At 65.5% G+C, this 21,908-nt stretch carries 21 protein-coding genes; 7 read left to right on the top strand and 14 right to left on the bottom strand.

What is annotated here, in order from left to right; all coding sequences use genetic code 11:
* Positions 1-6: 6 nt before the first annotated feature.
* The 4 genes from ACQY78_RS01815 to ACQY78_RS01800 form a co-directional block, all read right to left on the bottom strand.
* Positions 7-648 (bottom strand): TetR/AcrR family transcriptional regulator, encoded by a 642-nt coding sequence (locus ACQY78_RS01815; RefSeq protein WP_428682191.1) that lies wholly within the window; start codon positions 646-648, stop codon positions 7-9.
* Positions 645-1,262, bottom strand: a complete 618-nt coding sequence (locus ACQY78_RS01810; protein WP_428682189.1) for a TetR/AcrR family transcriptional regulator — start codon at positions 1,260-1,262, stop codon at positions 645-647. Before ACQY78_RS01810 ends, ACQY78_RS01815 begins: the two co-directional genes overlap by 4 nt.
* Positions 1,259-1,918 carry a TetR/AcrR family transcriptional regulator gene (locus ACQY78_RS01805; RefSeq protein WP_428682187.1) on the bottom strand — a complete coding sequence of 220 codons (660 nt, stop codon included), beginning with the start codon at positions 1,916-1,918 and terminating at the stop codon, positions 1,259-1,261. The genes ACQY78_RS01810 and ACQY78_RS01805 overlap by 4 nt, the downstream gene beginning before the upstream one ends.
* A 161-nt stretch (positions 1,919-2,079) precedes the next feature.
* Entirely contained in the window at positions 2,080-3,243 is a 1,164-nt protein-coding gene (locus ACQY78_RS01800; protein ID WP_428682185.1) for an aminotransferase, read from the bottom strand.
* A 199-nt stretch (positions 3,244-3,442) separates the two neighbouring features.
* Here ACQY78_RS01800 and ACQY78_RS01795 point away from each other — a divergent pair, with 199 nt between their 5' ends.
* From ACQY78_RS01795 to ACQY78_RS01780, 4 genes are read left to right on the top strand one after another with little or no spacing between them, the layout of a single operon-like run.
* The gene (locus ACQY78_RS01795; RefSeq protein WP_324504790.1) at positions 3,443-3,781 is read left to right on the top strand and encodes a P-II family nitrogen regulator; all 339 of its coding nucleotides are present in this window, start codon (positions 3,443-3,445) and stop codon (positions 3,779-3,781) included.
* A 56-nt stretch (positions 3,782-3,837) separates the two neighbouring features.
* Positions 3,838-5,244 carry a type I glutamate--ammonia ligase gene (gene glnA / locus ACQY78_RS01790; RefSeq protein ID WP_422036081.1) on the top strand — a complete coding sequence of 469 codons (1,407 nt, stop codon included), beginning with the start codon at positions 3,838-3,840 and terminating at the stop codon, positions 5,242-5,244.
* A gap of 37 nt (positions 5,245-5,281) precedes the next feature.
* A complete protein-coding gene (locus tag ACQY78_RS01785) occupies positions 5,282-6,205 on the top strand; it encodes a hypothetical protein (protein ID WP_428682182.1) in 924 nt (307 codons plus the stop codon).
* Positions 6,202-7,395: a CaiB/BaiF CoA transferase family protein gene (locus tag ACQY78_RS01780; RefSeq protein ID WP_428682180.1), complete on the top strand. Its 1,194-nt coding sequence runs from the start codon at positions 6,202-6,204 to the stop codon at positions 7,393-7,395. The genes ACQY78_RS01785 and ACQY78_RS01780 overlap by 4 nt, the downstream gene beginning before the upstream one ends.
* On the opposite strand, the gene ACQY78_RS01775 is transcribed toward ACQY78_RS01780, so the two are convergent.
* From ACQY78_RS01775 to ACQY78_RS01755, 5 genes are read right to left on the bottom strand one after another with little or no spacing between them, the layout of a single operon-like run.
* Entirely contained in the window at positions 7,392-9,812 is a 2,421-nt protein-coding gene (locus ACQY78_RS01775; RefSeq protein WP_428682178.1) for a glycoside hydrolase family 2 protein, read from the bottom strand. The two genes, ACQY78_RS01780 and ACQY78_RS01775, sit on opposite strands and share 4 nt — an antisense overlap.
* Entirely contained in the window at positions 9,812-10,783 is a 972-nt protein-coding gene (locus ACQY78_RS01770) for a DUF1839 family protein (protein WP_428682176.1), read from the bottom strand. The genes ACQY78_RS01775 and ACQY78_RS01770 overlap by 1 nt, the downstream gene beginning before the upstream one ends.
* A complete protein-coding gene (locus ACQY78_RS01765) occupies positions 10,767-11,690 on the bottom strand; it encodes an amino acid--[acyl-carrier-protein] ligase (RefSeq protein WP_428682174.1) in 924 nt (307 codons plus the stop codon). The genes ACQY78_RS01770 and ACQY78_RS01765 overlap by 17 nt, the downstream gene beginning before the upstream one ends.
* Complete coding sequence (locus ACQY78_RS01760; protein WP_428682172.1) at positions 11,687-12,847, bottom strand: acyl-CoA dehydrogenase family protein; 1,161 nt, start codon at positions 12,845-12,847, stop codon at positions 11,687-11,689. Before ACQY78_RS01760 ends, ACQY78_RS01765 begins: the two co-directional genes overlap by 4 nt.
* Positions 12,844-13,095: an acyl carrier protein gene (locus ACQY78_RS01755; RefSeq protein ID WP_428686311.1), complete on the bottom strand. Its 252-nt coding sequence runs from the start codon at positions 13,093-13,095 to the stop codon at positions 12,844-12,846. The genes ACQY78_RS01760 and ACQY78_RS01755 overlap by 4 nt, the downstream gene beginning before the upstream one ends.
* A 150-nt stretch (positions 13,096-13,245) precedes the next feature.
* On the opposite strand from ACQY78_RS01755, the gene ACQY78_RS01750 reads away from it, so the two are divergent.
* Positions 13,246-14,982, top strand: a complete 1,737-nt coding sequence (locus ACQY78_RS01750; RefSeq protein ID WP_428682170.1) for a serine aminopeptidase domain-containing protein — start codon at positions 13,246-13,248, stop codon at positions 14,980-14,982.
* Here ACQY78_RS01750 and ACQY78_RS01745 read toward each other — a convergent pair.
* From ACQY78_RS01745 to ACQY78_RS01730, 4 genes are all read right to left on the bottom strand, one after another.
* Complete coding sequence (locus tag ACQY78_RS01745) at positions 14,979-15,953, bottom strand: hypothetical protein (RefSeq protein WP_428682168.1); 975 nt, start codon at positions 15,951-15,953, stop codon at positions 14,979-14,981. The genes ACQY78_RS01750 and ACQY78_RS01745 overlap by 4 nt on opposite strands.
* Positions 15,954-16,045: 92 nt before the next feature.
* Positions 16,046-16,885 carry a TauD/TfdA dioxygenase family protein gene (locus ACQY78_RS01740; protein WP_428682166.1) on the bottom strand — a complete coding sequence of 280 codons (840 nt, stop codon included), beginning with the start codon at positions 16,883-16,885 and terminating at the stop codon, positions 16,046-16,048.
* Between the two features lie 95 nt (positions 16,886-16,980).
* Positions 16,981-17,943, bottom strand: a complete 963-nt coding sequence (locus tag ACQY78_RS01735; protein ID WP_428682164.1) for a Bug family tripartite tricarboxylate transporter substrate binding protein — start codon at positions 17,941-17,943, stop codon at positions 16,981-16,983.
* Positions 17,940-19,295, bottom strand: coding sequence for an arylsulfatase (locus ACQY78_RS01730; protein ID WP_428682162.1), 1,356 nt, complete (start codon positions 19,293-19,295; stop codon positions 17,940-17,942). Before ACQY78_RS01730 ends, ACQY78_RS01735 begins: the two co-directional genes overlap by 4 nt.
* A gap of 103 nt (positions 19,296-19,398) precedes the next feature.
* On the opposite strand from ACQY78_RS01730, the gene ACQY78_RS01725 reads away from it, so the two are divergent.
* Positions 19,399-20,304 carry a LysR family transcriptional regulator gene (locus ACQY78_RS01725; RefSeq protein WP_428682160.1) on the top strand — a complete coding sequence of 302 codons (906 nt, stop codon included), beginning with the start codon at positions 19,399-19,401 and terminating at the stop codon, positions 20,302-20,304.
* On the opposite strand, the gene ACQY78_RS01720 is transcribed toward ACQY78_RS01725, so the two are convergent.
* Positions 20,301-20,810, bottom strand: coding sequence for a hypothetical protein (locus tag ACQY78_RS01720; RefSeq protein WP_428682158.1), 510 nt, complete (start codon positions 20,808-20,810; stop codon positions 20,301-20,303). The genes ACQY78_RS01725 and ACQY78_RS01720 overlap by 4 nt on opposite strands.
* A gap of 45 nt (positions 20,811-20,855) precedes the next feature.
* Between ACQY78_RS01720 and ACQY78_RS01715 the strand changes: the two genes are divergently transcribed.
* Entirely contained in the window at positions 20,856-21,905 is a 1,050-nt protein-coding gene (locus ACQY78_RS01715; protein WP_428682156.1) for an alkaline phosphatase D family protein, read from the top strand.
* Positions 21,906-21,908 lie beyond the last annotated feature (3 nt).

Below are 21,908 nucleotides of genomic sequence, written 5' to 3'. Positions count from 1 at the left end.
GTAGCGTCAACAATCAGCAGGGGCTGGAGGCAACAGCCGATCGATGGCACGCACCCAGACGGCGCAAGCCTCGTCGAACGACAGTTCGAACTGCCCGCGCAGGCGTGCCCAGCTCTCGAAATCCACAAGCGACTCGAGGGCCAGGACCGTCTGGCGCCGCGCGTGCTCATCCAGCGTGGAAAGTTCCGGCGCATAGACCTCCTCGATGCGTCGCATCACCATCTCGCGGATGAGTCGCACGCGCGCCTTCAGTTCCGGCGAATCGCCCTGATTCGCATTGAGGGCTCGCCAAAGAGGCAACCATTCGTCGCAGCTGCGACCGCGCATTTCGACATGGACTTTCAGCCGTTCCGCGCGCGTCCCGATCGCCGGGCGGGCTGCCACCGTCGCGGCTCCTCTGAGCAGCGCCTCGTCGGTTGCAGCCACGCGCAGCGCGTGAAGGTCCGGAAAGCGTTCGAAGACGGATCTTACCGAATATCCGGCACGATGGGCGATCGAAGCGGCTGTTGGAATCTGCGGCCTTTCGCGAAGAAGCGCCAGGTAGGCGTCGATGATGAGCTGCCGTGTCCGCGCGCTGCGCAGGCGGCGGCCATCCACGGGTTCGGGCTTGTCCAGCGGCGCGGGCACCCCTCCACCCGCGGCGGTCACGCAGCCTCGCCCGAGCTCTTGGGCAGCAGCCGATCGATCGTCTGCGTCCAGACGTGGCAGGCGTCGTCGAAGGACAGGCCGAAGAACTCGCGCATGCGTCCCCAGCTCTCCACGTCCGTCAGCGCCTCGACCACGATCAGCGTCTGACGTCGTTGCTCTGCCTCCATCATGGAGAACTCCGCCGCGAACATGTGCTCTATACGGTCTGTTACGCGGGTGCGCCCCAGGCGGATGCGTTCCTTCAACTCCGGCGAGTCCCCCTGGTTGACGACCAGGGAGCGCCACAGCCGCGCCCATCGTTCACAGGTCTGGCCGCGCGTCCGGACGTACGCCTCGATCCTGCTCATGCGATCACCGTCGGCACCTCGCGGCGGCGCCAGCGCCAATATCTGCGCAAAGCAGTAGTCGAAGGCCGCGACTTGGAGGGCGCGGACATCGGGAAACCGCTCGAAGATCGATCGCACCGAATAACCAGCCTTTTCCGCAATCTCGGCTGCCGTCGGCACACGCGGCGACAGGTCCTGGGCGAGCGCGAGGTAGGCCTCGATGATCAGCTGCTTGGTCCGCTCGCTGCGAAGGCGGCGGCCGTCGACCTTGGTGGGACGCGTGCTCATAAAACCGGCGCGTCCATCGGCGTCGACGGCAGAATCCGGTCGACGGCCGAAATCCACGCCGCGCATCCTTCAACGAACGACAGGCCATAGAACCCGCGAAGCCGCGCCCAACTCTCGATATCGGTGATCGCCTCAAGGGCAATCAGGACAGCTCGCCGCTCTGTCGCCGGAAGCGCCGACAGTTCCGGCCGATACATGAGTTCCATACGCTCGATCGTTCGGTCGCGCGCCAGCTTGATTCGGACCTTCAGATCATCATTCTCGTCGATGTTGAAGACCAGCGACCGCCACAAGGAAATGCCGCGTTCGCAGGTTCCGGCCCTGGTCTCCACGTGTGATTTGATTCGCGTCGCCCGGTGGCCGTCGACGTCGCGTGCCGGCGCCAGCGCTGCGGCATGCGCGAGCGCGTAGTCCGCCGCCGCCACGCGCAGCGTATGGAGATCCGGAAAACGCTCGAAAATGGAGCGAACCGAATAGCCTGCGCGGGCCGCGATCTCCGCCGCCGTCGGCAACGGAGTCTGCGGGTTTTCCCGAATGAGGGCCAGATAGGCTTCGACGATGAGCTGCTTCGTTCGCTCGCTGCGAAGTCGACGGCCATCTACCCTGATGGTCTTCGAGGGAGCCGGGCGTCGAGAAGGAGGGTCGATCCAGCTCATCCTTAGAGCGAACTCGCCGCCGAGGCCCAGGCCGCGACGATGAGACTCGAGGAGCAAATCAATAGCATTCTCAACTCAAACCTCCACCCAAGGGGGGTGGCCCCTCCCAAAAACAGGCGACAATTGCATCCTAAGGTCAGTTTACTGCAAATACGAGGAGATTAGCGCGCAAAATATTTCGCCAAGCGATCTATGGCGCTGTCCAGCGTACTATCATGTTTGCAGAAGCAGAATCGCGCAAAATGTCGGGGTGCAGCTTCGGACTGGTAGAAAGCGCTGACCGGGACGGCCGTCACACCGGCCTCGACGGTGATGTGGCGGCAGAAATCTTCGTCCGTGCCGTTGAACCCGAGCGGGCGGAAGTCGGTCGTCACGAAATAGGTCCCGTGCGACGGCAGCACGTCGAAGCCGATCGTCGCGAGGGCGCCGGCAAGACGGTCCCGCTTGCGCTGCATGTCGACGGCGAGTGACGAAAAGTACCGATCTTCCAGTCGCAATCCCGTGGCGGCGCCCCATTGCAGGTTGGGCGGCGTCGTGAATGTCATGAACTGGTGGGTCCTGGCGATCGCCTTCATCAGCTCGGGCGCGGCCGTGATGTACCCCACCTTCCACCCGGTGAGGCTGAAACTCTTGCCGGCAGAGCCGATGCGGACCGTCCGGTCCCGCATGCCGGGCAAGGTCATGAGCGAGACGTGACGGCGATCATCGAAGATGATGTGCTCGTAGACCTCGTCGCACACGGCGTAGACATCGTGCTTGAGGCAAAGCTCGGAGATGAAGGCCAGTTCCTCCTGGTCGAAGACCTTCGAGCAGGGATTCATCGGCGTGTTGAACAGGATGAGCTTGGTTTTCGGCCCGAACGCCGCCGCCAGCTCCTCCCGCGGGAGACGCCAGGTCGGCGGCTCGAGCCGCACCAGCTTCGGCACGCCCCCTGCCCGCCGCACAATCGGCAGATAGGAATCGTAGAGAGGCTCGATCAGCACCACCTCGTCGCCCGGCTCGATCAGGCCGAACAGGCAGTCGCCCAGCGCTTCGGTCGCTCCGGAGGTCACCAGCACCTCGCTTTGCCAGTCGATGTCGAGCCCCTGGAAACGCCTGGCATGGTCCGCAACCGCCTGGCGCAGCTCCGCAATCCCCATCATCGGCGGATACTGGTTGTGACCGTTCAGCAGATAGTCCGCTGCCGCCGCCCTCACCTCTTCGGGCCCTTTGTCGTCGGGAAAGCCCTGCCCGAGATTGACCGACTGGTGCTCACGCGCGAGCGCCGACATGACCTCGAACACTGTCGTGCCGAGCCCGGCCATCGTGGAGTTTGCGGATTTCATGCGGACATCTCTCGGTGTCTAATTTTTGCTCTGTATTTTGATTGTATTTTGATCATTCCGCCCTCAAAACAGACAGACTGAAGCCAGATTTCCCGCAGCGCCCTGTGGAAAATTCTGGCATGAAGTGTGCTTCCCTATCCTCATACGGGCTCTTCTGATCGGAGGGCCCGGTGCCTGCGTGCGGAGTGTCTCAAGCCAAATGAAGAAGATCGAAGCGATCATCAAGCCCTTCAAGCTGGACGAGGTAAAGGACGCCCTCAACCAGATCGGCCTGAAAGGCATCACGGTTCTCGAGGCCAAGGGCTTCGGCCGTCAGAAAGGCCATACCGAGCTTTATCGTGGCGCAGAGTACGTCGTCGACTTCCTGCCGAAGGTGAAGCTCGAACTCATCATCGAGGACGAGATGGTGGAAAAGGCGGTCGAGGCGATCCGCGCCTCCGCGCATACCGGTCGCATCGGCGACGGCAAAATCTTCGTGTCGAGCATCGACGACGCGATTCGAATTCGTACTGGTGAGCGTGGTGACGCCGCCGTATGAGGACCCGGCCTTTCGGGGGCTGAAGAAGTAAACCACAAGTAGAGGGACGATCGACTATGGATGCCAAACAGGTTCTCGCGCTGATCAAGGAAAAGGACGTCAAGTTCGTTGACTTCCGCTTCACCGATCCTCGCGGCAAGTGGCAGCACACGGCCCGCATGGCGTCCGCCACCGACGAAGGCACCTTCGAGGACGGCGTGATGTTCGACGGCTCCTCGATCGCGGGCTGGAAGGCGATCAACGAGTCCGACATGATCCTGATGCCGGATCCTTCGACCGCCGTGCTCGATCCCTTCACCGCGCAGACCACGCTGATCGTGAGCTGCGACGTCGTCGAGCCCTCGACCGGCCAGCTCTACGCCCGCTGCCCGCGCTCGACCGCCAAGCGCGCAGAAGCCTTCATGAAGTCGTCCGGCATCGGCGACACCGCGGTGTTCGGCCCCGAGCTCGAATTCTTCGTGTTCGACGACGTCCGCTATGACGTGCAGATGCAGGGCAGCTTCTACAGCATCTCCTCCAACGAATCGCCGTGGAACACCGGCGTTGCCGTCGAAGGCGGCAACCTGGCCCATCGTCCGGGCGTCAAGGGCGGCTACTTCCCCGTCCAGCCGGTCGACACGCACAACGACCTGCGCGCCGAGATGATGTCGGTCTGCACCGACATGGGCCTGGTCATGGAAATCCACCATCACGAGGTCGCCCCGGCGCAGAACGAACTCGGCTTCAAGTTCGACACGCTCGTGAAGACCGCCGACAACGTGCAGAAGTACAAGTACTCGCTGCACAACGTCGCCCACAGCTACGGCAAGTCGCTGACCTTCATGCCGAAGCCGCTCTATGGCGACAACGGCTCGGGCATGCACTGCCATCAGTCGATCTGGAAGGACGGCAAGCCGCTGTTCGCCGGTTCGGGCTATGCCGACCTGTCGGAGACGGCGCTGTACTACATCGGCGGCATCATCAAGCACGCCAAGGCGCTGAACGCCTTCACCAACGCCAGCACCAACTCCTACAAGCGCGTCATCCCGGGCTTCGAGGCGCCGGTGCTGCTGGCCTACTCGTCGCGCAACCGCTCGGCCTCGTGCCGCATCCCCTACGCGTCCTCGCCCAAGGGCAAGCGCGTCGAGGTCCGCTTCCCCGATCCGTCGGCCAACCCGTACCTCGCCTTCGCGGCGATGCTGATGGCCGGACTCGACGGCATCAAGAACAAGATCCATCCGGGCGACCCGATGGACAAGAACCTGTACGACCTGCCGCCGGAAGAACTCTCCAAGGTTCCGACCGTCGCCGGCTCGCTGCGCGAGGCCCTCAACGCCCTCGACGCCGACCGCTCGTTCCTCACCCAGGGTGGCGTGTTCACCGACGACCAGATCGACGCCTACATGGAGCTCAAGTGGGAAGAGGTCTACAACTGGGAACACCAGCCGGCCCCGATCGAGTACAAGATGTACTACTCGATCTGATCTTTTCCGATCTTTCGGATCATGGAAGGGCCCGCTGTTGCGGGCCCTTCTTTTGTTGGAGGATGCGCGCCGCAAAACCTTCGAGGGAACGGACATGGGCTGGATGGACGAAGCGATGGAGACCCTGCGGCCGTGGATCGGGCGGGTGCGCACGGTCGAGGACGATATCGGCATGATGGCCGTCCGCCGCGTCGCCGCGACCTTCGACGTCGACCCGGACTCGATCAAGCGCGGCCAGGAGCTGCCGCCGCACTGGTTCACCGTCTTCTTCGCCGAGACCGTCCGCCAGGGGGAGCTGGGTCCCGATGGCCATCCCAACAAGGGCATCGTCCTGCCGCCGATCCCGATGCCGCGTCGCATGGGCGCCGGCCGCCAGGTCGAGATCATGGGCCGCCTCAAGGCCGGGGAGCCGGCGCTGAAGAAGGCCGAGGTGGCGAACATCGTCCCCAAGACCGGGCGCTCGGGCGACATCTTCGTGCTGACGATGCGTCACACGATCGAACAGGGCGGCAGGACCATTGCTTCCGACACGTTCGATGCGATCTACCGTCCCGCCGTGCCGCCGGGCCAGAAGACCACTGCCACGGTGGCGACCCCGGCGCGCACCGACCAGTCCTGGACCGAGACGACGTCCCTCACCAACACGCTCAATTTCCGCTACGGCGGCATCACCTGGAACGCCCATCGCATCCACTATGACGGCGACTACACGCGCAGCGAGGAAGGCTATCCCGCCATCGTCTCCAACGGCGGCCTGTCGATGCACCTGATGGTCGACGCCGCGCTGAAGCATGCCAGGGGCGAGCTGAAGGGCTACAGCGCCCGCCTCGTCCATCCACTCTGGGTCGGCGACCTGATCGAGGTCCGCGGCGAGGACCAGAAGGACAGCAAGCTGAAGCTCTGGGCCGCCGACAAGAACGGCGTGCTGTGCGGCGAGATGGACCTGGAGTTCGCGGCGTGAGCGGTGGTCCGCTCTCTGGCGTGAAGGTGGTAGACCTGACGACGGTGGTCGTCGGGCCGATCTGCACGCGTACCCTCGCCGACTACGGCGCCGAGGTCATCAAGGTCGAGGCTCCCGGCGGCGATCTCCTGCGCACCATGGCGCAGGGCAGCCGCAATCCCGGCATGTCGGGCAAGTTCATCAACTTCAACCGCAACAAGCGGTCGATCGTGCTCGATATCAAGAAGCCCGAAGGGCTCGCCGCGCTTCATCGCCTGATCGAAAAGGCCGACGTGTTCGTGAGCAACGTCCGGCCCGAGGCCCTCGCCCGCGCCGGGCTTGACCATGCCAGTCTCGCAAAGAAGAACCCGAAGCTGATCCACTGCTCGATCCTGGCCTTCGGCCGCGGCGGCCGTTACTACAACCGCCCCGCCTACGATCCCATCGTGCAGAGCCTGTCCGGCGTCGCCGGCACCTTGGAACGCGCCACCGGCGAGCCGCGCTTCGTGCCGATGGTGATGAGCGATCACACCACAGGCCTGATCGCCGCCCAGTGCATAGGCTTCGCGCTGTACCGCCGCGAGAAGACCGGCCACGGCGAAGCCATCGACGTGCCCATGCTCGAGAACATGGCCTCGTTCGTATCGAGCGAGCATCTGGGCGCCGCGACCTTCGATCCGCCGATCGGTCCCAGCGGCGACGGCCGCCTGCTCAGCCCCGACTATCGTCCGCTGCCCACCAAGGACGGCTACATCACCGTCGGACCTAACACCAACCAGCAGGCCTTCGCCTTCTTCGAGGCGATCGGTCGGCCCGAGCTAAAGACCGACCCGCGCTTCGACAGCGCCTTTGCCCGCACCAACAACGCCGCCGCCTATTTCGAGATCCGCAAGACCGGCCTCGCACAAAAGACGACGGCGGAATGGCTGGAGATCTTCGACAGGCTCGACGTGCCCGCGGCTCGCTACAACACGATCGACGATCTGCTCACCGACCCGCATCTCGTCGATGTCGGCTTCTTCCAGCCCGAGGACCATCCCAGCGAAGGCCGGATCCGCCGTTCAAGGCGCGCCAACAAATTCTCGGGCGGAGAACGTCCAGTCGAGACCCATGCGCCCCGGCTCGGCGAGCATACCAGCGCGATTCTCGCCGAGGCGGGATACAGTGGCGCCGAGATCGACGCGCTTCGTACGTCGGGCGCCGTGCGCTAACCGAATCGACAGCCCGCAGAGCGTGCGGGCGTCACGGACAGAACCTCGCCGGCCGGTGCCTCATCGGCCGCGCCGATGGCCACCAGCTTCACTCGCCGGTGCTCGCCCGGCAGCAGGTCGAAGCCCTCATCCTCCGAGTAGTGATCGGAGGCTTCGATCTGGATGCAGGACGCGAAACGGGCGGCCGAGACCTCGAGCACCCAGTCGCCCCCTTCCCGCTCCAGTTTCGCCGACAGGCCGGGGTCGTGCGCAAGCACGGAACGGCCCTGCGGAAAGTAGGCCGCTTCGCCGAGGCGCTCGCCCGTTGCCGCCTCGTTCAAGGTCACCACCGCGACTTCGAGCGGCGCCGGGCCAAACCGATAAGCATAGGTGACGTCGAAGAACGAGCCGATGAGTTCCGCCGACGTCATCGTTCGGCTGCTGCGGGCCGGCATCACGATCTCGCAATCGCGTCGTATGACGACCACGTCGCCCGCCCGCAGGCAGATCAGCGACAGCCGTGCCGGAACCGGCTCCCTGCTCTCGTTGATCAAGTGTATGCCCAGCCCATTCACGCCTTCATCCGTCAGCGCAACCTGTATCGGCCGGAAGGCGCGACGCAGACCGTGCCAGGCGAGCTTGGGAATTCCGGTCCAATCCACGACACCCCAGCCGGGGCCAGGGCTCAGGTCCTTCAGCATCCAGACCAGCGCTCCGGCGCAACGTGACGCAGGCCGCCGCCATTCTGCGATGACGGCGTCCATGGCGTCCGCCGTCACGGCTCGCGACAATCGGCGATAGTGCTCCGGATCGTCGGCTCGAAGCCGCACGGCCTCGACGCCGTAGAGCAGCGTCAGATAGTGGTCGCGCACGTCGCCAAAATCCCAATCGGTGCCGCGATCGCGTGGCACGATCTCCGCAGGCCCGGCAGGTGTCGCCTTGGACGGCATGTTTGCAAAGGCAAGGCACTCGGCGGCGAACCTGACATCGGCGCGCCGGGCGTCTTCGATGGGCCGCAGATAGGCGCCGACCCCGTAATAATGCGAGACGCCCCTATCGGTCTGGAACGGCAGGTCTCCGCCGCCCGGTGAATGCGCGAAATAGACGACGTCCGGGCAGTGGGCCTCGACGATCCGCGGCAGAAGCTCGTCATAGATCGGGTTGGTCCACAAAGACGGGGGCAATCCGAGCATCGCCGCCTGCTGGGCGACCTCGCTGCCGCCGCACAGGACCGCGAGCGATGGACGGCTTCCAACGCGCATCACGAACTGCTCGGTTTCCGTCTCGACCGTCGCCCGGAACCCTGCGTCGCCGATCGGATAGTCCATGTTGGCGAACATGAAGTCGTGCCAGACCAGGATCCCGAGCTCGTCGCACAGGTCGAAAAAATCGTCGCTCTCGTAGAGCATCGTCCCGCCGACCCGGATCATGTTCATGTTTGCATCCCGTGCGCGACGCAGCCACGGCTCCAGTGCCTGGCGCGCACCCGTCAGCGTGAAGAGGTCGGCGGTGCTCCAACAGGCGCCTCGGGCGAAGATCGCCCGACCGTTGACGCGGAGCGTGAAGCCACCACCATCTCTGCCGCGATCGACGTCGATCGACCGGAAACCGACATGGCCGAGATCGAATCCGGCGCCATCCAGGACCGCGCGGACGGGATAGAGGAACGGCCTGCCATGGGTGTGCGGCCACCATTTCTCGACATCCGCCAACCGCATCCTGCCTTCGAGACGTCCATCGCGGGACCATTGAAGCGGTGCAGCGGCACCGGCAACCTCCAGCCGCGCCGGCGGCCGCTCGCCGCGGCAATCGACATCGAGCGAAACCTCGAGCACGCCGTCGTTGCCGTCGAGCGTGGCGCGAACCTGCTTGCCGCGAACCCGCAATGAGCCGGATTCCTGAACCAGCGCGATACCGCGCCACGGCCCCACCGCTTGCACGGGCGGCTGCCAGCCGGTCATGTGGCCAAGCAGCGTCGTTCGCACCTGGCGCAACGCGTTATTCTCGACCAGTGCGGTCCGCCAGCGAGCCCTCTTCTTGCGACGCACCAGCTCGGCGTCGAGCGAGCGAAAGACGATGGCGAGTTCGTTGTCGCCGGACAGATCGACCGCGACCTCATGCGCCAGGAACATATTGTCGGAGGTGAGGATCGACCGACCGTTGAGCCAGACCTCGGCCAGAGTCGCCAGACCCTCCAAGCGCAGCGAATGGGGTCCGCTGCCGCTGCAGCGGTTGCGATACCAGATGTCCTGGTCGTGCAGCGGAAGCGGCTGCTCGAGCGTCCAGCGGCCGGCATTGCGCAGCGCCTCGGCCGCCGTTCCCGGCACGGCGGCGGGAACCCAGTCCAGCGACGGAGGCAGGTCCATGGGAGTGCGAGCAGACCCCGCCGCGGTCACGGCGAGCTGCCAGCCGCCGCCGAGCGCGCCTTCAGCGCTCATCAGGCGAACCGTTCGGTCAACGTAGCGAATACGAAGTCGTAATCTTTTTCCATGGCGCGCAGTGCCAGGGCGCCGGCGTCGAATTTGCGGCGATGGACCATGCGCGCGAGTTGGAATTGTGCCGCCCTGGCGGCCTCCGCAATGCGCCGGCTCGCCGCCGCGGCATCTGCAAGACCAGCGACCCCGCCGGCACCGAGCCAGTTCAGGTAGGTGGCCAGCATCTCGAAGTTGGCACCGAGCTGGCGCGGGACGTTGAAGGCATGAAGATGAAAATAGGCCATGTCGCACTTTGCCAACTGCGCCAGCAGCACCGGCTGAGCGGCACGCCAAGCACCGATTGGATTGGCCCCCGGGCGATGCCGCAGATGGCGGCGAAGAAGCGCGAGAGACGCTTCCCGCAGGTCCGCGCCCTCAAGCGCCCGGCTGTCGCGCTTCACGAACTCGGCATAGGGAAAGAGGCTTATCGGCTGATGGAACAGGCCCTCGTAATCCTCGCCTCTCGCCTCGTGGTAGCCGATACCATGGAAATATCCCAGATTCTGCCGTCGCGGATCGAGCGCGATCACGGCGATGCTCGTCTTTACGTGCGCCTTCCGATAGGCCTCGACCGCATCGGGTAGCCAGAAGGCATCGACCTCGACCAAGACCGGCCGCCCACGGCGGAGCTGGACGATCGTCCGGGCCTCGACCGACTCGTAGATGGCAAGCTCCTGCACGGACAGGCCGTAGAGCGTTTGCAAGTCCTCGAGGGGGAATTTGAAGAAGGTGAAGTGATCGCCCTCGAAATCCTGGAGCACCGTGAAGGCAAGCGCCGCCTCCACGGGATGATCCAGCGCCGTCAGCAGTTCGACCCATACGTCGACGTAGCAATTCGTCTCGGGCCAAACCCGATCGCCGCCATGGAGCGTGCTTGGCCGCCACGTTGTCGGACTCAATCCCAGAAGATCGACGCTATCAGAGTCCGAGGACATGGCGCACGCTGCCCGGCCAACTCTCCAGGGCGAAGCCGTGATGACGAAAGAGAGCGAGCGTGAGCCGCTCCACGCCGAATCCGACGCAAGCCGTGTGCGCCGTCTCCCCGGTTTCCGTCTCGATTGCCCAGGCGCGGCCAAAGACATCCTGATGGTCGTTGAAGCTGACGCAGGCCGTTCGCGGTCCCCCGGCGACGATCGGCACCAGAAGCTCGAACTTGAGATTGCCCTCGCGCTGACTGGCAGCGAGAAGCTTGCCGACTCGGCCGAAGAACGGATCGTTCGCAACTTCGATCGCGGCGGGCAGTCCGAGCGCATCGACGAGTCCTCGCGCCCGGTCGAGCCACAGAGCACGAAACGCCGAGACCTGCCCATGCGTGCCGATCCGGACATGCTCGCGTTGCCGGAACATCTGCATACGTGCCGGATCGATGGAGGGCTCGTGGCGGAAGCACCATGTGTAAACGTCGATCAAGGCGCCATCGGTGCCCAGCCGTCCGCGTGACGCGATCGCCGGATAAACACCGTAACAGGCGGCCGGTGTGAGGGCGACTTCGGTCAGCTGTTGCGTGTTCGTCCAGCTCTCGCCCTTCGACAGCGTGTGGAGAAGCACGGCGTGATCGTGGTCGGAGCCGGCAAAGCTTGCGACCGTGCCGGCAAGATTTGGAAAATTCCGGACATAGCCGCTCTTCTCGAGCTGGAGGCGGCCGATGCCGGGCGGGAAGCGCATGATCTCCGGCCGGTCGGGATCTCCCACTGCGGCGATCGCCTCGTTCAGGCGCTCCACGACATGTTCGAAGGCACCGCTCCGTCCGTATAGTCCATCGACGCCCATGGAGATCAGCAGGCCCTGGGCGAGCAGCTCGTCCCTGAAGGCCTCATAGGCGGCGGAGGCATTATCCGTCACGTCAGACTCTCCGGATTGTCCCGCACTGCCAGAGCCAAGCTCGCGTTGCTCGCGATGATGCGGTCGTTGTTCACCATCAAGACCGCCGAATGAGCGTCGCGCAGATGGCGTCCCAGGCTGAAAGGCGAATCGTTTCGATAGCCGGCCAGCCCGCAGATCAACATCGCCTGGTCAACGATCTTTAGTGCCGATCGCGAGCTGCCGAGCTTCAGATTGTTCATGGCAACGACAAAGGCCAAAGCCGAGAGCCTGTCTTCCGAGCCGATCGCCTCCTCATACCGGCGAAGGCAGCCCTCCAGATTGCTCTTCGCAGATTGCAGGTCACTCGACGCTTCGGCCAGCCGCTCGCTACCGAGCGGCGGCTTACCTGGCTTCTTCTTCGCTTCCATGCGCACGAAGGTGCGTGCCCGGTCGAACGCACCGGTGGCGATCCCCAACCACACGGCACTCCACACGAGATGAGACGTCGGGAGCATCGTTTGCGCCGATACGTCCGCGAAAGGCTTTGGAATGACCTGTGCCGCCTCGACTTCCGCTGCCAGCCGGTAGCCTCTGGAACACGTGCCGCGCATGCCCAGCGTGTTCCAGGTCTCCTGTGGCTCCAGTTCGACGTCGGCACGCGGGACAACGACGATTGCCTGATCAGACGCCGGCGATTGTGGCGCGCGGCGAGCCGTCACGAGGATCGCATCGCTCTCCTCGCCATAGGAAATCACCGGCGCCTGCTTGACCAGCTTGAAGCGCCCCCCGCTTTCCTGCAGCGCGCAGGCGCTCGACCTTATGTCGCCGCCGATCCCGGCTTCAGAAGTCGCCGACGCGAGCAGGAGCTGCTCCTCGACGAGCCGCCTCAGGAATCCGAGCAGCCAGGGATTGCTCCCGGCGTGACGAACGATGCAGGAGACCTGAATCTGGTGCATCGCATAGATCATTGCCGTGGATGCGCAGTGCTGTCCGAGTTCAAGGCAGATCGACGCGACCTCACCGATACCGGCACCGGGACCGCCGTCGGTCTCGGGCACCATGATCCCGAGAAGCTTGCGCTGCTTCAGCTCCGCGACGGCTTCCGTCGGAAACCGTGCCCGCAGATCCACATCGGCGGCATGCGGTGCGGCGACTTCGATCCCCACCTCACGGGCGGCGGCAAGCCACGGGTTCATGGCGTCTCGTCGCGCACACCGATCTCTGCGAGAGCCTCGGCGATGGTGTCTATACTGGCAAAGGTACGGCGACGAAGCAGGCGATCGGGAAACTCGACATCGAAGGCTTCCTCCAGAGCCAGCATGAGGCTCACCGTGGCGTGCGATGTCAGGCCGGCCTCATAGAGATCGGCATCGTCTGCGAGGCTATCGGCGCCAAGTTGCAGGCACCCGACAGTCCCCAGCGCAGTTCTAATGCGAGTTTTCAACAGCGAAGCCACCGCCCCTCCTCCACAAGCCGCATCGGAATCAAAATATCGTGAGCAATTCCTATAGCTCAGGATAATCTGCTTTTGGGAAGAAACTAATTCGCAGGCGCCTTTGTGTGGCGGGACATGCCAGATCGAGACCATGGAAGGATGAGGCCGATTGAGGTCGGCAACTGCTTCGGCTGGCTTCACACGCCGGTCGACGATCGCCGCAACGACATCGCCGTTTTGGTTTGCCCCGGCTTGCTCGGGGACGAACTCGTGGCGTATTGCGCCCTCAGGGTTCTTGCCGAGGAGTTGGCAAGGGCGGGCTTCTGGACCGTTCGCCTTGCCTATCCCGGCACCGGCGATTCCTGCGACAACACCGTCCGACGCTCGGACGGCCACTGGACGACGTGGCAGGACAGCATCGCTGAAACTGCCGACTGGCTGAGGAGAGCGAGTGGCGTTCCCAAACTCGTGATCTGCGGCATGCGGGCGGGCGCCCTTCTGGCGGCTCTGGCAGCCGCCCGGCGCACCGACGTCGCCGGGCTTCTTCTGTTCGAACCCACCGTCAGTGGCCGCTCCTATGTGCGTCAGCTGAAACTCGACGCCGAACTGCATGGCGGACGCGCCCTGCCTGGGGACGGCGGAATCGAGGTCGGTGAATTCGAGTTCAGCGGAACAACGATCGAACAGATCGCCGCCACGGATTTGCGGACGCTTCCGCCATCCGCGGAACAGAGAGTTGCGGTGTTTTCCCGTGCAGAGACCCGGCTCGTCGACGAGTGCCTGGTCGCCTGGAGACACGCCGGCGCCGAGGTAACGGCAGGGGGCTGGAGCCGCGATCTCGACTCCCTCATTGGCCATCCCACGTTCGATGCCGTCCAGCTCCCCACTTATCGCGCAGCGATCGACTGGATGGCGGCGGCATTTCCGGCCGCACAAGGCTCGCTCCCAGGAGCGGTCCCGCCCCTCGACCTGCCGGCCGAGGCCACGCTGTTGCCGGAAGACTGTGTCGAGACGACGCTGCATTTTGGGCCGGACCGACGCCTGTTCGGGATCGTCTGCGATCCGCAGACCGGGCCTTCGCGGCACGCCGTGATCATCGTGAATGGTGGGCGAGATCCGCGCTATGGCGCCTCGCGGCAGGGAGTTGGATTTGCACGCCGCCTCGCCCGTTGCGGATTCTCCTCCCTGCGCGCCGATTTTGCCGGCCTCGGCGACAGTCTCGGCCCGCGCGGCAGAGAGAACATTATCAGTCATGCCTTTGCCGACAGGACGTCCGACATTCGCGCGATGATCGACGCGCTCGAGGCGCGCGGCCACGAGCGCTTCACGATCCAGGGCATTTGTTCGGGAGCCTTCCACGCCTTCCATGCAGCACTGGCCGAGCATCGGATCGGTGCCCTGATTCTCGTCAACCAGCCGCTTTTCACCCTGCCGCGCAGTCTCGCTGAGATCGCCTACCTCGATCACGACCAGCTGACGCCCCTGTTCTATCTCCGCAAGCTGTCCAACCTGAACAGCTGGCGCGCGCTGGTCAGCGGACGGGTCGACATCGGCATGACCCTGCATTCGCTCTGGGTCCGCGGCCTGCGCTACCTGAGACGAACGGCCCGCGGGATTGGCCGGCTCATCGGACTCGTCCCCAAACTGTCGTTCGCTCAGTCGGCGCTTGGCGATCTCTGTGCACGGGGCGTCAAAACGCTTTTCCTGCTGTCACCGGCGAAGCAGGACCTTGAGCCGTTCCGGCGCGAGTTCACCCTGGAGCCCCGCGCGTTGGCGCGCTATCGCGGCTCCGAGGTGCGCATCGTTCCGCGGATGGACCATGCGCTGATCTCTGTCGACAGCCGCCACGACGCTGCCGTGGAGATGATCGACTTCCTCCGCAAGTCGCGGCTCTAGAGAACGGACGCGATCAGACGCGCGGCCAACGCATTGGCCCTGTCGTTGAAATGCCAGTCGGAGAAGAAGGATTCCGGATCCTCTGCCACGCCCGCCTTTACGAAGGCCTCTTTGGTATTGTGCGTCTTCAGGCCGGCTCTGCGCGCGCAGTCGAGAACGGCAGCCACCCTCCGGTGCTGCCGCTCCCCGTTCTTCGGCCAGGCCCAGTCTTCATACCGGGGAAACCCGACCACCAGTGCCTCGACCTTCTCGCGTTGCGCGAGCGCCGCGAACCGGGCCATCAGCCGGCACGCGACGAGATCGCTATCCTGTCCCGTATCGACGGTATCGCCCCGCCACAGCTCATAGGCACCCACTCGGCCCATGATGAAGTGAAGCAGATAGGAATGCCCGAGCACCCGCCGTATCGGCGTATTCGGGCCCGGGACCGGCCCTGTCGGCACCGGGACATTACGCAGCACCAGCCCGTCGCCGGACACCGCGAAATAGGGCTTGTGTCGCATGTTGCGGGCCGCGCGCCCGGTGCGGTCGATGTCGGACGCGATGAAGGCAAGCACGACGGTGTCAGGCCTCAGCACAGGCACCAAGCGCTCGGCCTTCAGGACCATCTGGTCCAACCCGTAGTCGCGGACCCCCGCGGCCAGTACGAGACGGCCGCTGAGATGCTCGAGATGGGCGGGCCAGGTCTCGTCATCGGCGACGGCATAGCCTTCGGTGTAGGAATCGCCCACCGCAAGGATCGCAGCTCCTCTGCCGACCCTGACGCCCGGCGTGTGGTTACGAAATCCCTCCGCCGAGATCGTGATGGGCCTGCCCGCGAGAAGGCCCGAAGCGCCGGGCTGGAGGTCCCAGCCCAGCACGCGATCGTAACGCAGCTGGGGACGTTCCGATTCGTCAGACTGCAGGTCGAGCTGGATGAAGTTCGGGAAGCGCCAAAGAAGGTCGGTCGACTGCCGGAGACGAAGCGCCATTTCCGCTGCGAGAAGGCAGACCACGACCGTCAGGACCGCGAGCGCCGGCCCGGTCCATCGCGCTGGTCGGCGCGCCGAAGCCGGCATCTTCATCAGGAGGGCCGGTCGCCCTCGATCAGCACGCGCTGCATGATGCGGCTCTCGCCCATCGGATAGTCGATCACCACCCGGTGCATGGTGGCGCGGTTGTCCCAGACGACGATGTCGCCCCGGCTCCAGACATGGCCGAAATGGTGCTGCGGCTTGCGTGCTTCGTCGGCCAGCTCGTCGAGCAGCGCGTCGCTCTCGGCCCGCTCCAGCCCGACGATGCGGTCGAGCCGGTTGGGGTTGAGGTAGAGCGCCTTGCGGCCCGTGACGGGATGGGTCCGTACCAGCGGATGCTCGACATCGGGCGTCTCGGCAATTTCCTCGGGCGTGCGCGGAGAGGGTCGGTTGCGGGCGCGCGGCGTATCGTAGCCATGGATGGCGCGCCTGCCGTCGATCCGCTTCTTCGTGGCCTCGGGCAGCGCCTCGTAGACCGAATGCATGTTGCAGAACCAGGTGGCGCCGCCTTTGCTTGGGATCTCGATCCCATGCAGCAGGGTCGCCTTGGCCGGGACGGTGAAATAGGAATCGTCGGTGTGCCAGTCCTCGGCCCGGATCGCCGTCTTGTCGGTCGTCCCGTCGTCCATCAGCGTGCTCACCATCACCGAAACTTCCGGGACGGCGCCGCTGCGCTTGTAGCGCAGCAGCTGGATCTGCGGCTTGCCGAACGCTGCTGCGAAGTCGCGCGTCTGCTCGGGAGTCATCGGTTCTCCCGGAACCACGACCAGCAGATGCTCGGCGAGCGCCTGGTTCAGCAGCGCCGCAACCGCGGGCTGGGTGGCCGTATCGCGATCGAGTCCTTCGATGCGCGCGCCCAGGGCGGCTGCGTTGGGAACGACTTCCGGCATAGTCCTGCGTCTCCCGTCGGTTCACTGCGTCGGATGAGCCTAACGCAGGAACGGCCGACCGCACAAAGGCGCGAGCCGGAGAGCGGAAGGACGCCCTACTCGGCCTTGAAGTTCAATTCCTTGGTCAGCGTGCCGAAACGGCGATAGTCGTTCTCGAGCAAGGCGCCGAGGTGTTGGGCGCTGCCACCGACGGGCCGCATCGCCGCGCCCGCGTAGATCTCCCGCAGTCGCGCATCGCCCAGGGCCGCATTCACCTCAGCATTGATCCGGCTGAGAATCGCCGGCGGCACCTTCGCAGGCGCCAGCAGCGCCATCCACTGGTCAACGACGACGTCGTAACCCAGCTCCTTCAAGGTAGGCACGTCCGGCAGCGCCGGCGATCTCTCGGCCGTGGTGACGGCCAGGATGCGAATCCGGCCCGACTTCTGATAGGGGATCAGCGGCGCGATCCCCAGTACCGCGAGCTGGACCTGCCCGGCGAGAAGATCGTTCACGGCCTGCCCGCCGCCGCGATACGGCACATGCAGCATCTTCAGACCGGAGACGCGGGCGAACCATTCGCCGGCGAAATTCTGCGACGAGCCGATCCCCGATGTGGCGTACCCGAGGGGCTCGCGCTGCGTGCGGCCGAGCTCGACAAGCTGCTGCAGCGTGGTGACGCCGAGCGACGGATGCACGGCAATCACCAGAGGCTGCGACGAGAGCTGGGCAATCGGCGCAAAGTCGCGGATGGGATCGTAGTTGGGCGGCGGATCGAGATGCGGCTGCAGGCCGAGACTGTCCGTGCCCGCGAGCAGCGTATAGCCGTCGGGGGCCGCCTTCGCCGCAAAGTCATAGCCGATGCGGCCGGCCGCGCCCGGCTTGTTATCGACCACGACCGACACGCCGAGCTGCTGCGACAGCCGGTCCGCCAGCGGCCGAACCGCGGTGTCGGTGGTCCCGCCGGAGGGAAAGGGCACGACGATGCGGATGGGCTTGCTCGGCCAGTCCTGCGCCGCAGCCGCGAAGGCCGAGAGCGCGAGGCAGCCGGCGAGGAGCGGAAGGAGCGCGCGCCTCATGCGCCCGCTTTCCCGCCCGGCACGAACCCGTCCGGCGCGCCGGGGGGAATCGGCGGATGGGCCTTGAGGCTCTCCTGGAACGCTTCGATCAGCCGGCGGATCGGGCCGCGCACCCATCCTTCATCCATGTTCGCGTCGGTCTCCTCCTTCGGATCCTTCACGAGATTGAACAGATAGGGCGTCTCCAGCTTGATCGGGCCTTCGTTGGGCTCGACCTCCCACATGAGATGCATCTTCCAGTCGCGCCATTTCACCGCCCGCAGCTCGGTCTTGATGTAATAGGGAAACCCTTCACGAGCCGACTTCGGCTGCTCGCCCAGGAAGAAACCGAGCTGGTCGATGCCGTCGATGGGCCGGTCGGCCGGCAGCGGGGCGCCGGCGACCTTGGCCAGGGTCGGATAGAGATCGGTGATGTGCAGCACCTCCGTCGTGCGGCTCGGCGCGATTCGGCCCGGCCATCGCAGGATGAACGGGACCCGAAGCCCGCCCTCCATGGCCGTGTGATAGGTGCCGCGCCAGGGCCCGGCGGTACCGCGCCACGGCCGCCGGAACTCCGGCCCGTTGTCGCTGCCGAAGAGAACCAGCGTGTCCTCGCGTAGGCCCAGCCGGTCAATCGCATCCAGCATCTCGCCCACGCGATGGTCCATCTCCGCCATCGCGTCGGCGAAGTCGCCGGCGCCGGTGCGGCCCGCGAAGTCGGGATGCGGCAAGGTCGGGAAGTGCAATTGCGTCAGCGGCACGTAGGCGAAGAACGGCCGGCCGGCGCTCGCCTGGCGCTCCATGAAGTCGATTGTTCGGCGCGTGATCTCCCCGTCGATGAGGCGCCGCTGCTCGAGGTCGTAGACCGCGAGGTCTCGCGCCGGCGCTCCCTTCACGCCCTCCATCACATAGGGCATCGGCACGATCGTGGGATCGAACCCCGGCGCCGCCGTGAACATGGCTTCGTTCGACGTGCGCGGAATGCCGTACCATTCGTCGAAGCCGCGATCCTTGGGCAGTCGCCCCTCGCGGTCGCCGAGATGCCATTTGCCGAAGCAGGCGGTGGCATAGCCGGCGCCCTGCAGCAGCTCGCCGATCGTGATCTCCCAGGGGATCAGGCCCTGGGGGAGACCGGCCGGAACAGACTGCATCGCCCCGGTCCGGATCGGATGACGGCCGGTCATCAGCGCCGAGCGCGTCGGCACGCAGTCGCTCTCGACGTTGAAGTTGAGGCAGGTCAGGCCTTCCGCTGCGAGGGCGTCGATCCGCGGCGTCGGCGCGCCGCGCAGCACGCCCCCGCCGTAGCAGCCGAGTTCACCCCATCCGAGATTGTCGGCCAGGATCAGCAGGATGTTGGGCGGGCGAACGGTCACGGGTCACGCTCCTCTGAAAGACGCACGAAGAGTGACAGCGGGGCGCTCTTGTATAAAATGCAAACAGCGGACAGGTTGTTGCGATATCTGCAAGAGGTATTGGATGAAGCTGCAGGCGCTCCGGCTCTTCCTGCGCATCATGGAGCTGGGAAGCCTCGGGGCCGCCGCCCAGTCCCTGAACATGAGCCAGTCCGCGGCAAGCCGCCTGCTCTCCGGGCTCGAACACGGCACTGGGTTGCGGCTCTTCCACCGCGATCGCATGCGCCTCGTGCCGACGACCGAGGGCACGTCCTTCTTTGCCGAGGTGCGGCGCGTTCTGGTCGCGATCGACGATCTGCCCCGCGTCGCCCAGCGCGTGGCGGGCGGCACCCGCGTACGCCTTCGGATCGTGAGCATGCCGCGCTTTGCCGCCAGCCTGCTGGCGCCGGCCGTGGCCCACTTCCATCGCGATCATCCCGAGGTCGAGGTCGACGTTGCGATCATCCATCGACGCGAACTCGAACTGGCCGTAGCCAATCAATCCTTCGATCTCGGAATCGGCGCCCTGCCGCTCGACAATCCCGGCATCGAGGCGCATCCGCTGCTGAGCCTGCCCGCGGTGGTCGTCCTGCCGGCGTGTCATCCCCTCGCCCGGCGCAAGTCGCTGGGCGCCCGCGATCTTGCCGCGGAGACTCTCGTGGTGCTCGGCCCGGGCACCCAGCTCCGCCACGACGTCGAAGCCATGTTCGCGGCTGAAGGCGTCGCCATCCGCCCGAGGATCGTCGTCGATTCGCTCGAGTTCGCCTGCCGTCTCGTGGAACAGGGCGCGGGCATCACGATTGCAGATCCGCTGACGCCCGCCGCTGTCGGCGCCGGGCAGCTCTCCACGGTACCGTGGCGGCCGCGGACCCTGTTTCACGTCGGCGTGCTCCTGCCGGCGCTGATGCCGCCCTCACGTTCGGTCGAGCAGTTTCTGGAGGCTCTGCGGCGCGCGGCCAAGGAACTCGGCGCCCGCCTCGCCTCCGCTTAGCGTGCCAAGAGGCCGGCCAGCAATCCCGAGAGCCAGCGGCGCACGCGCTGCACCATGGCCTTCGTCTTCTGCCAGGCCGGCAGGGACTGGACGAAGGCATAGAGTCTGTCGCGCCATTTGAAGACCCAGGTCTCGGAGGCGAGGAACCAGGGCATCGTCACCAGCGTGGGCCGCAGGATCTTGTAGAGACGCGCGACCAGGGCCGTCGCCAGCACCTTGCCGAGCAGGATGCTGGCCGTCGCCAGGGCGAATTTGCCGTGCAGGGCGAAGCCGACGGCCGCCAGCTTGATCGGCAGCACCAGCGTGGAGGGCGCGACGAAGGCGATCAGGGCGGCCCACGGCGGCAGGCGCGCGAACCACGCTTCCAGTCGGGCGACCGGCGGCCAGTTCGCGAACGCCGCCATGGCGACGCCGAGGTAATGCAGCAACACGTCTTCGAAGAAGACGACCGCTGCCGCCAACGGCATCAGCAGCAGTTCCAGCGCGCGCTTGAGGTGGCGTTTCATGGCGCCGCCATCCAAACCTCACAAAATGTCATTATGGTGTTTACCATGTTCACCCGCCGCACCTTCGCCCGCCTCATGGGCGCCGCTTCACTGGCTCCAGCTTCCTCGTTGGCGCAGTCCGCCAAGCCGCTGTCACGCATCGCCTTCGGCTCGTGCGCGAAGCAGACCCTGCCCCAACCGATCTGGGGACCCATCCTCGCCTACCGGCCGGACCTCTTCATCTTCGCCGGCGACAATGTCTATGGCGACTTCCATGCGCCGGATGCAGCCGATCTGAAGCGCGCCTACGATGAAGCCAGGCAGATCGCGGGCTACGCCAGGCTGCTCGAGGCGGTGCCGCATCTTGCCGTCTGGGACGACCACGATTACGGCGTCAACGACGGCGGCGTGGAGTTCGCGCACAAGTCCCTGTCGAAGGACCTCTTCCTGGAGTTCTGGAAGGCCCCGGCAAACGACATCCGCCGTACGCGCGGCGGCATCTACGATTCGCGCATCATCGGTCCGCCGGGAAAGCGCGTGCAGGTGATCCTGCTCGACGTGCGCTGGTTCCGCTCGCCGCTGAAGATCACGGACAAGCGTGGCGCGCCGGGCAAGCAGCGTTACCTGCCTGACTCCGATCCGGCGAAGACGATGCTGGGCGCCGAGCAGTGGGCGTGGCTGGCGGCGGAGCTGCGCAAGCCGGCCGAACTGCGCCTGATCGTGTCGAGCACGCAGGTCCTGGCCGAAGGCCATGGCTGGGAGCGCTGGGGCAATTTCCCGCTCGAACGGCAGAAGCTCATCGACACAATCGGCACCAGCGGCGCCAAGGGTGTCGTGCTGCTGTCCGGCGACCGCCACATCGGCGCGCTCTATCGCGAGACGCCAGAACGGCTCTATCCCCTGTACGAAGCGACGTCGAGCGGCCTCAATATGGTCTACTGGGCGGCCAAGGAGCCCGGCCCCAACCGCCTCGGCGCGCTCTTCGCCGCCGCCAATTTCGGCGTGGTGGAAATCGACTGGCCGGCCCGCACCCTCCTATTGGCGCTGCGCGACGAGGCCGGCGACACGCGGCGTGCGGTCGGAATCCGCTTCGACACTTTGGGCATCTCGACGTAGAGC

This window comes from Reyranella sp. (genome assembly GCF_965279625.1).
Taxonomy (GTDB): domain Bacteria; phylum Pseudomonadota; class Alphaproteobacteria; order Reyranellales; family Reyranellaceae; genus Reyranella.
Note: the sequence above shows the minus strand (reverse complement) of the source record. Positions and strands in the feature narration are given on the sequence as shown.

Excerpts from the sequence above, each read along its gene's own strand:
- ACQY78_RS01810 (WP_428682189.1), bottom strand. The coding sequence starts at position 1,262 with ATGAGCACGCGTCCCACCAAGGTCGACGGCCGCCGCCTTCGCAGCGAG.
- ACQY78_RS01805 (WP_428682187.1), bottom strand. The coding sequence starts at position 1,918 with ATGAGCTGGATCGACCCTCCTTCTCGACGCCCGGCTCCCTCGAAGACC.
- ACQY78_RS01800 (WP_428682185.1), bottom strand. The coding sequence starts at position 3,243 with ATGAAATCCGCAAACTCCACGATGGCCGGGCTCGGCACGACAGTGTTC.
- ACQY78_RS01795 (WP_324504790.1), top strand. The coding sequence starts at position 3,443 with ATGAAGAAGATCGAAGCGATCATCAAGCCCTTCAAGCTGGACGAGGTA.
- glnA (WP_422036081.1), top strand. The coding sequence starts at position 3,838 with ATGGATGCCAAACAGGTTCTCGCGCTGATCAAGGAAAAGGACGTCAAG.
- ACQY78_RS01775 (WP_428682178.1), bottom strand. The coding sequence starts at position 9,812 with ATGAGCGCTGAAGGCGCGCTCGGCGGCGGCTGGCAGCTCGCCGTGACC.
- ACQY78_RS01770 (WP_428682176.1), bottom strand. The coding sequence starts at position 10,783 with ATGTCCTCGGACTCTGATAGCGTCGATCTTCTGGGATTGAGTCCGACA.
- ACQY78_RS01760 (WP_428682172.1), bottom strand. The coding sequence starts at position 12,847 with ATGAACCCGTGGCTTGCCGCCGCCCGTGAGGTGGGGATCGAAGTCGCC.
- ACQY78_RS01750 (WP_428682170.1), top strand. The coding sequence starts at position 13,246 with ATGAGGCCGATTGAGGTCGGCAACTGCTTCGGCTGGCTTCACACGCCG.
- ACQY78_RS01745 (WP_428682168.1), bottom strand. The coding sequence starts at position 15,953 with ATGGCGCTTCGTCTCCGGCAGTCGACCGACCTTCTTTGGCGCTTCCCG.
- ACQY78_RS01740 (WP_428682166.1), bottom strand. The coding sequence starts at position 16,885 with ATGCCGGAAGTCGTTCCCAACGCAGCCGCCCTGGGCGCGCGCATCGAA.
- ACQY78_RS01735 (WP_428682164.1), bottom strand. The coding sequence starts at position 17,943 with ATGAGGCGCGCGCTCCTTCCGCTCCTCGCCGGCTGCCTCGCGCTCTCG.
- ACQY78_RS01725 (WP_428682160.1), top strand. The coding sequence starts at position 19,399 with ATGAAGCTGCAGGCGCTCCGGCTCTTCCTGCGCATCATGGAGCTGGGA.
- ACQY78_RS01720 (WP_428682158.1), bottom strand. The coding sequence starts at position 20,810 with ATGAAACGCCACCTCAAGCGCGCGCTGGAACTGCTGCTGATGCCGTTG.
- ACQY78_RS01715 (WP_428682156.1), top strand. The coding sequence starts at position 20,856 with ATGTTCACCCGCCGCACCTTCGCCCGCCTCATGGGCGCCGCTTCACTG.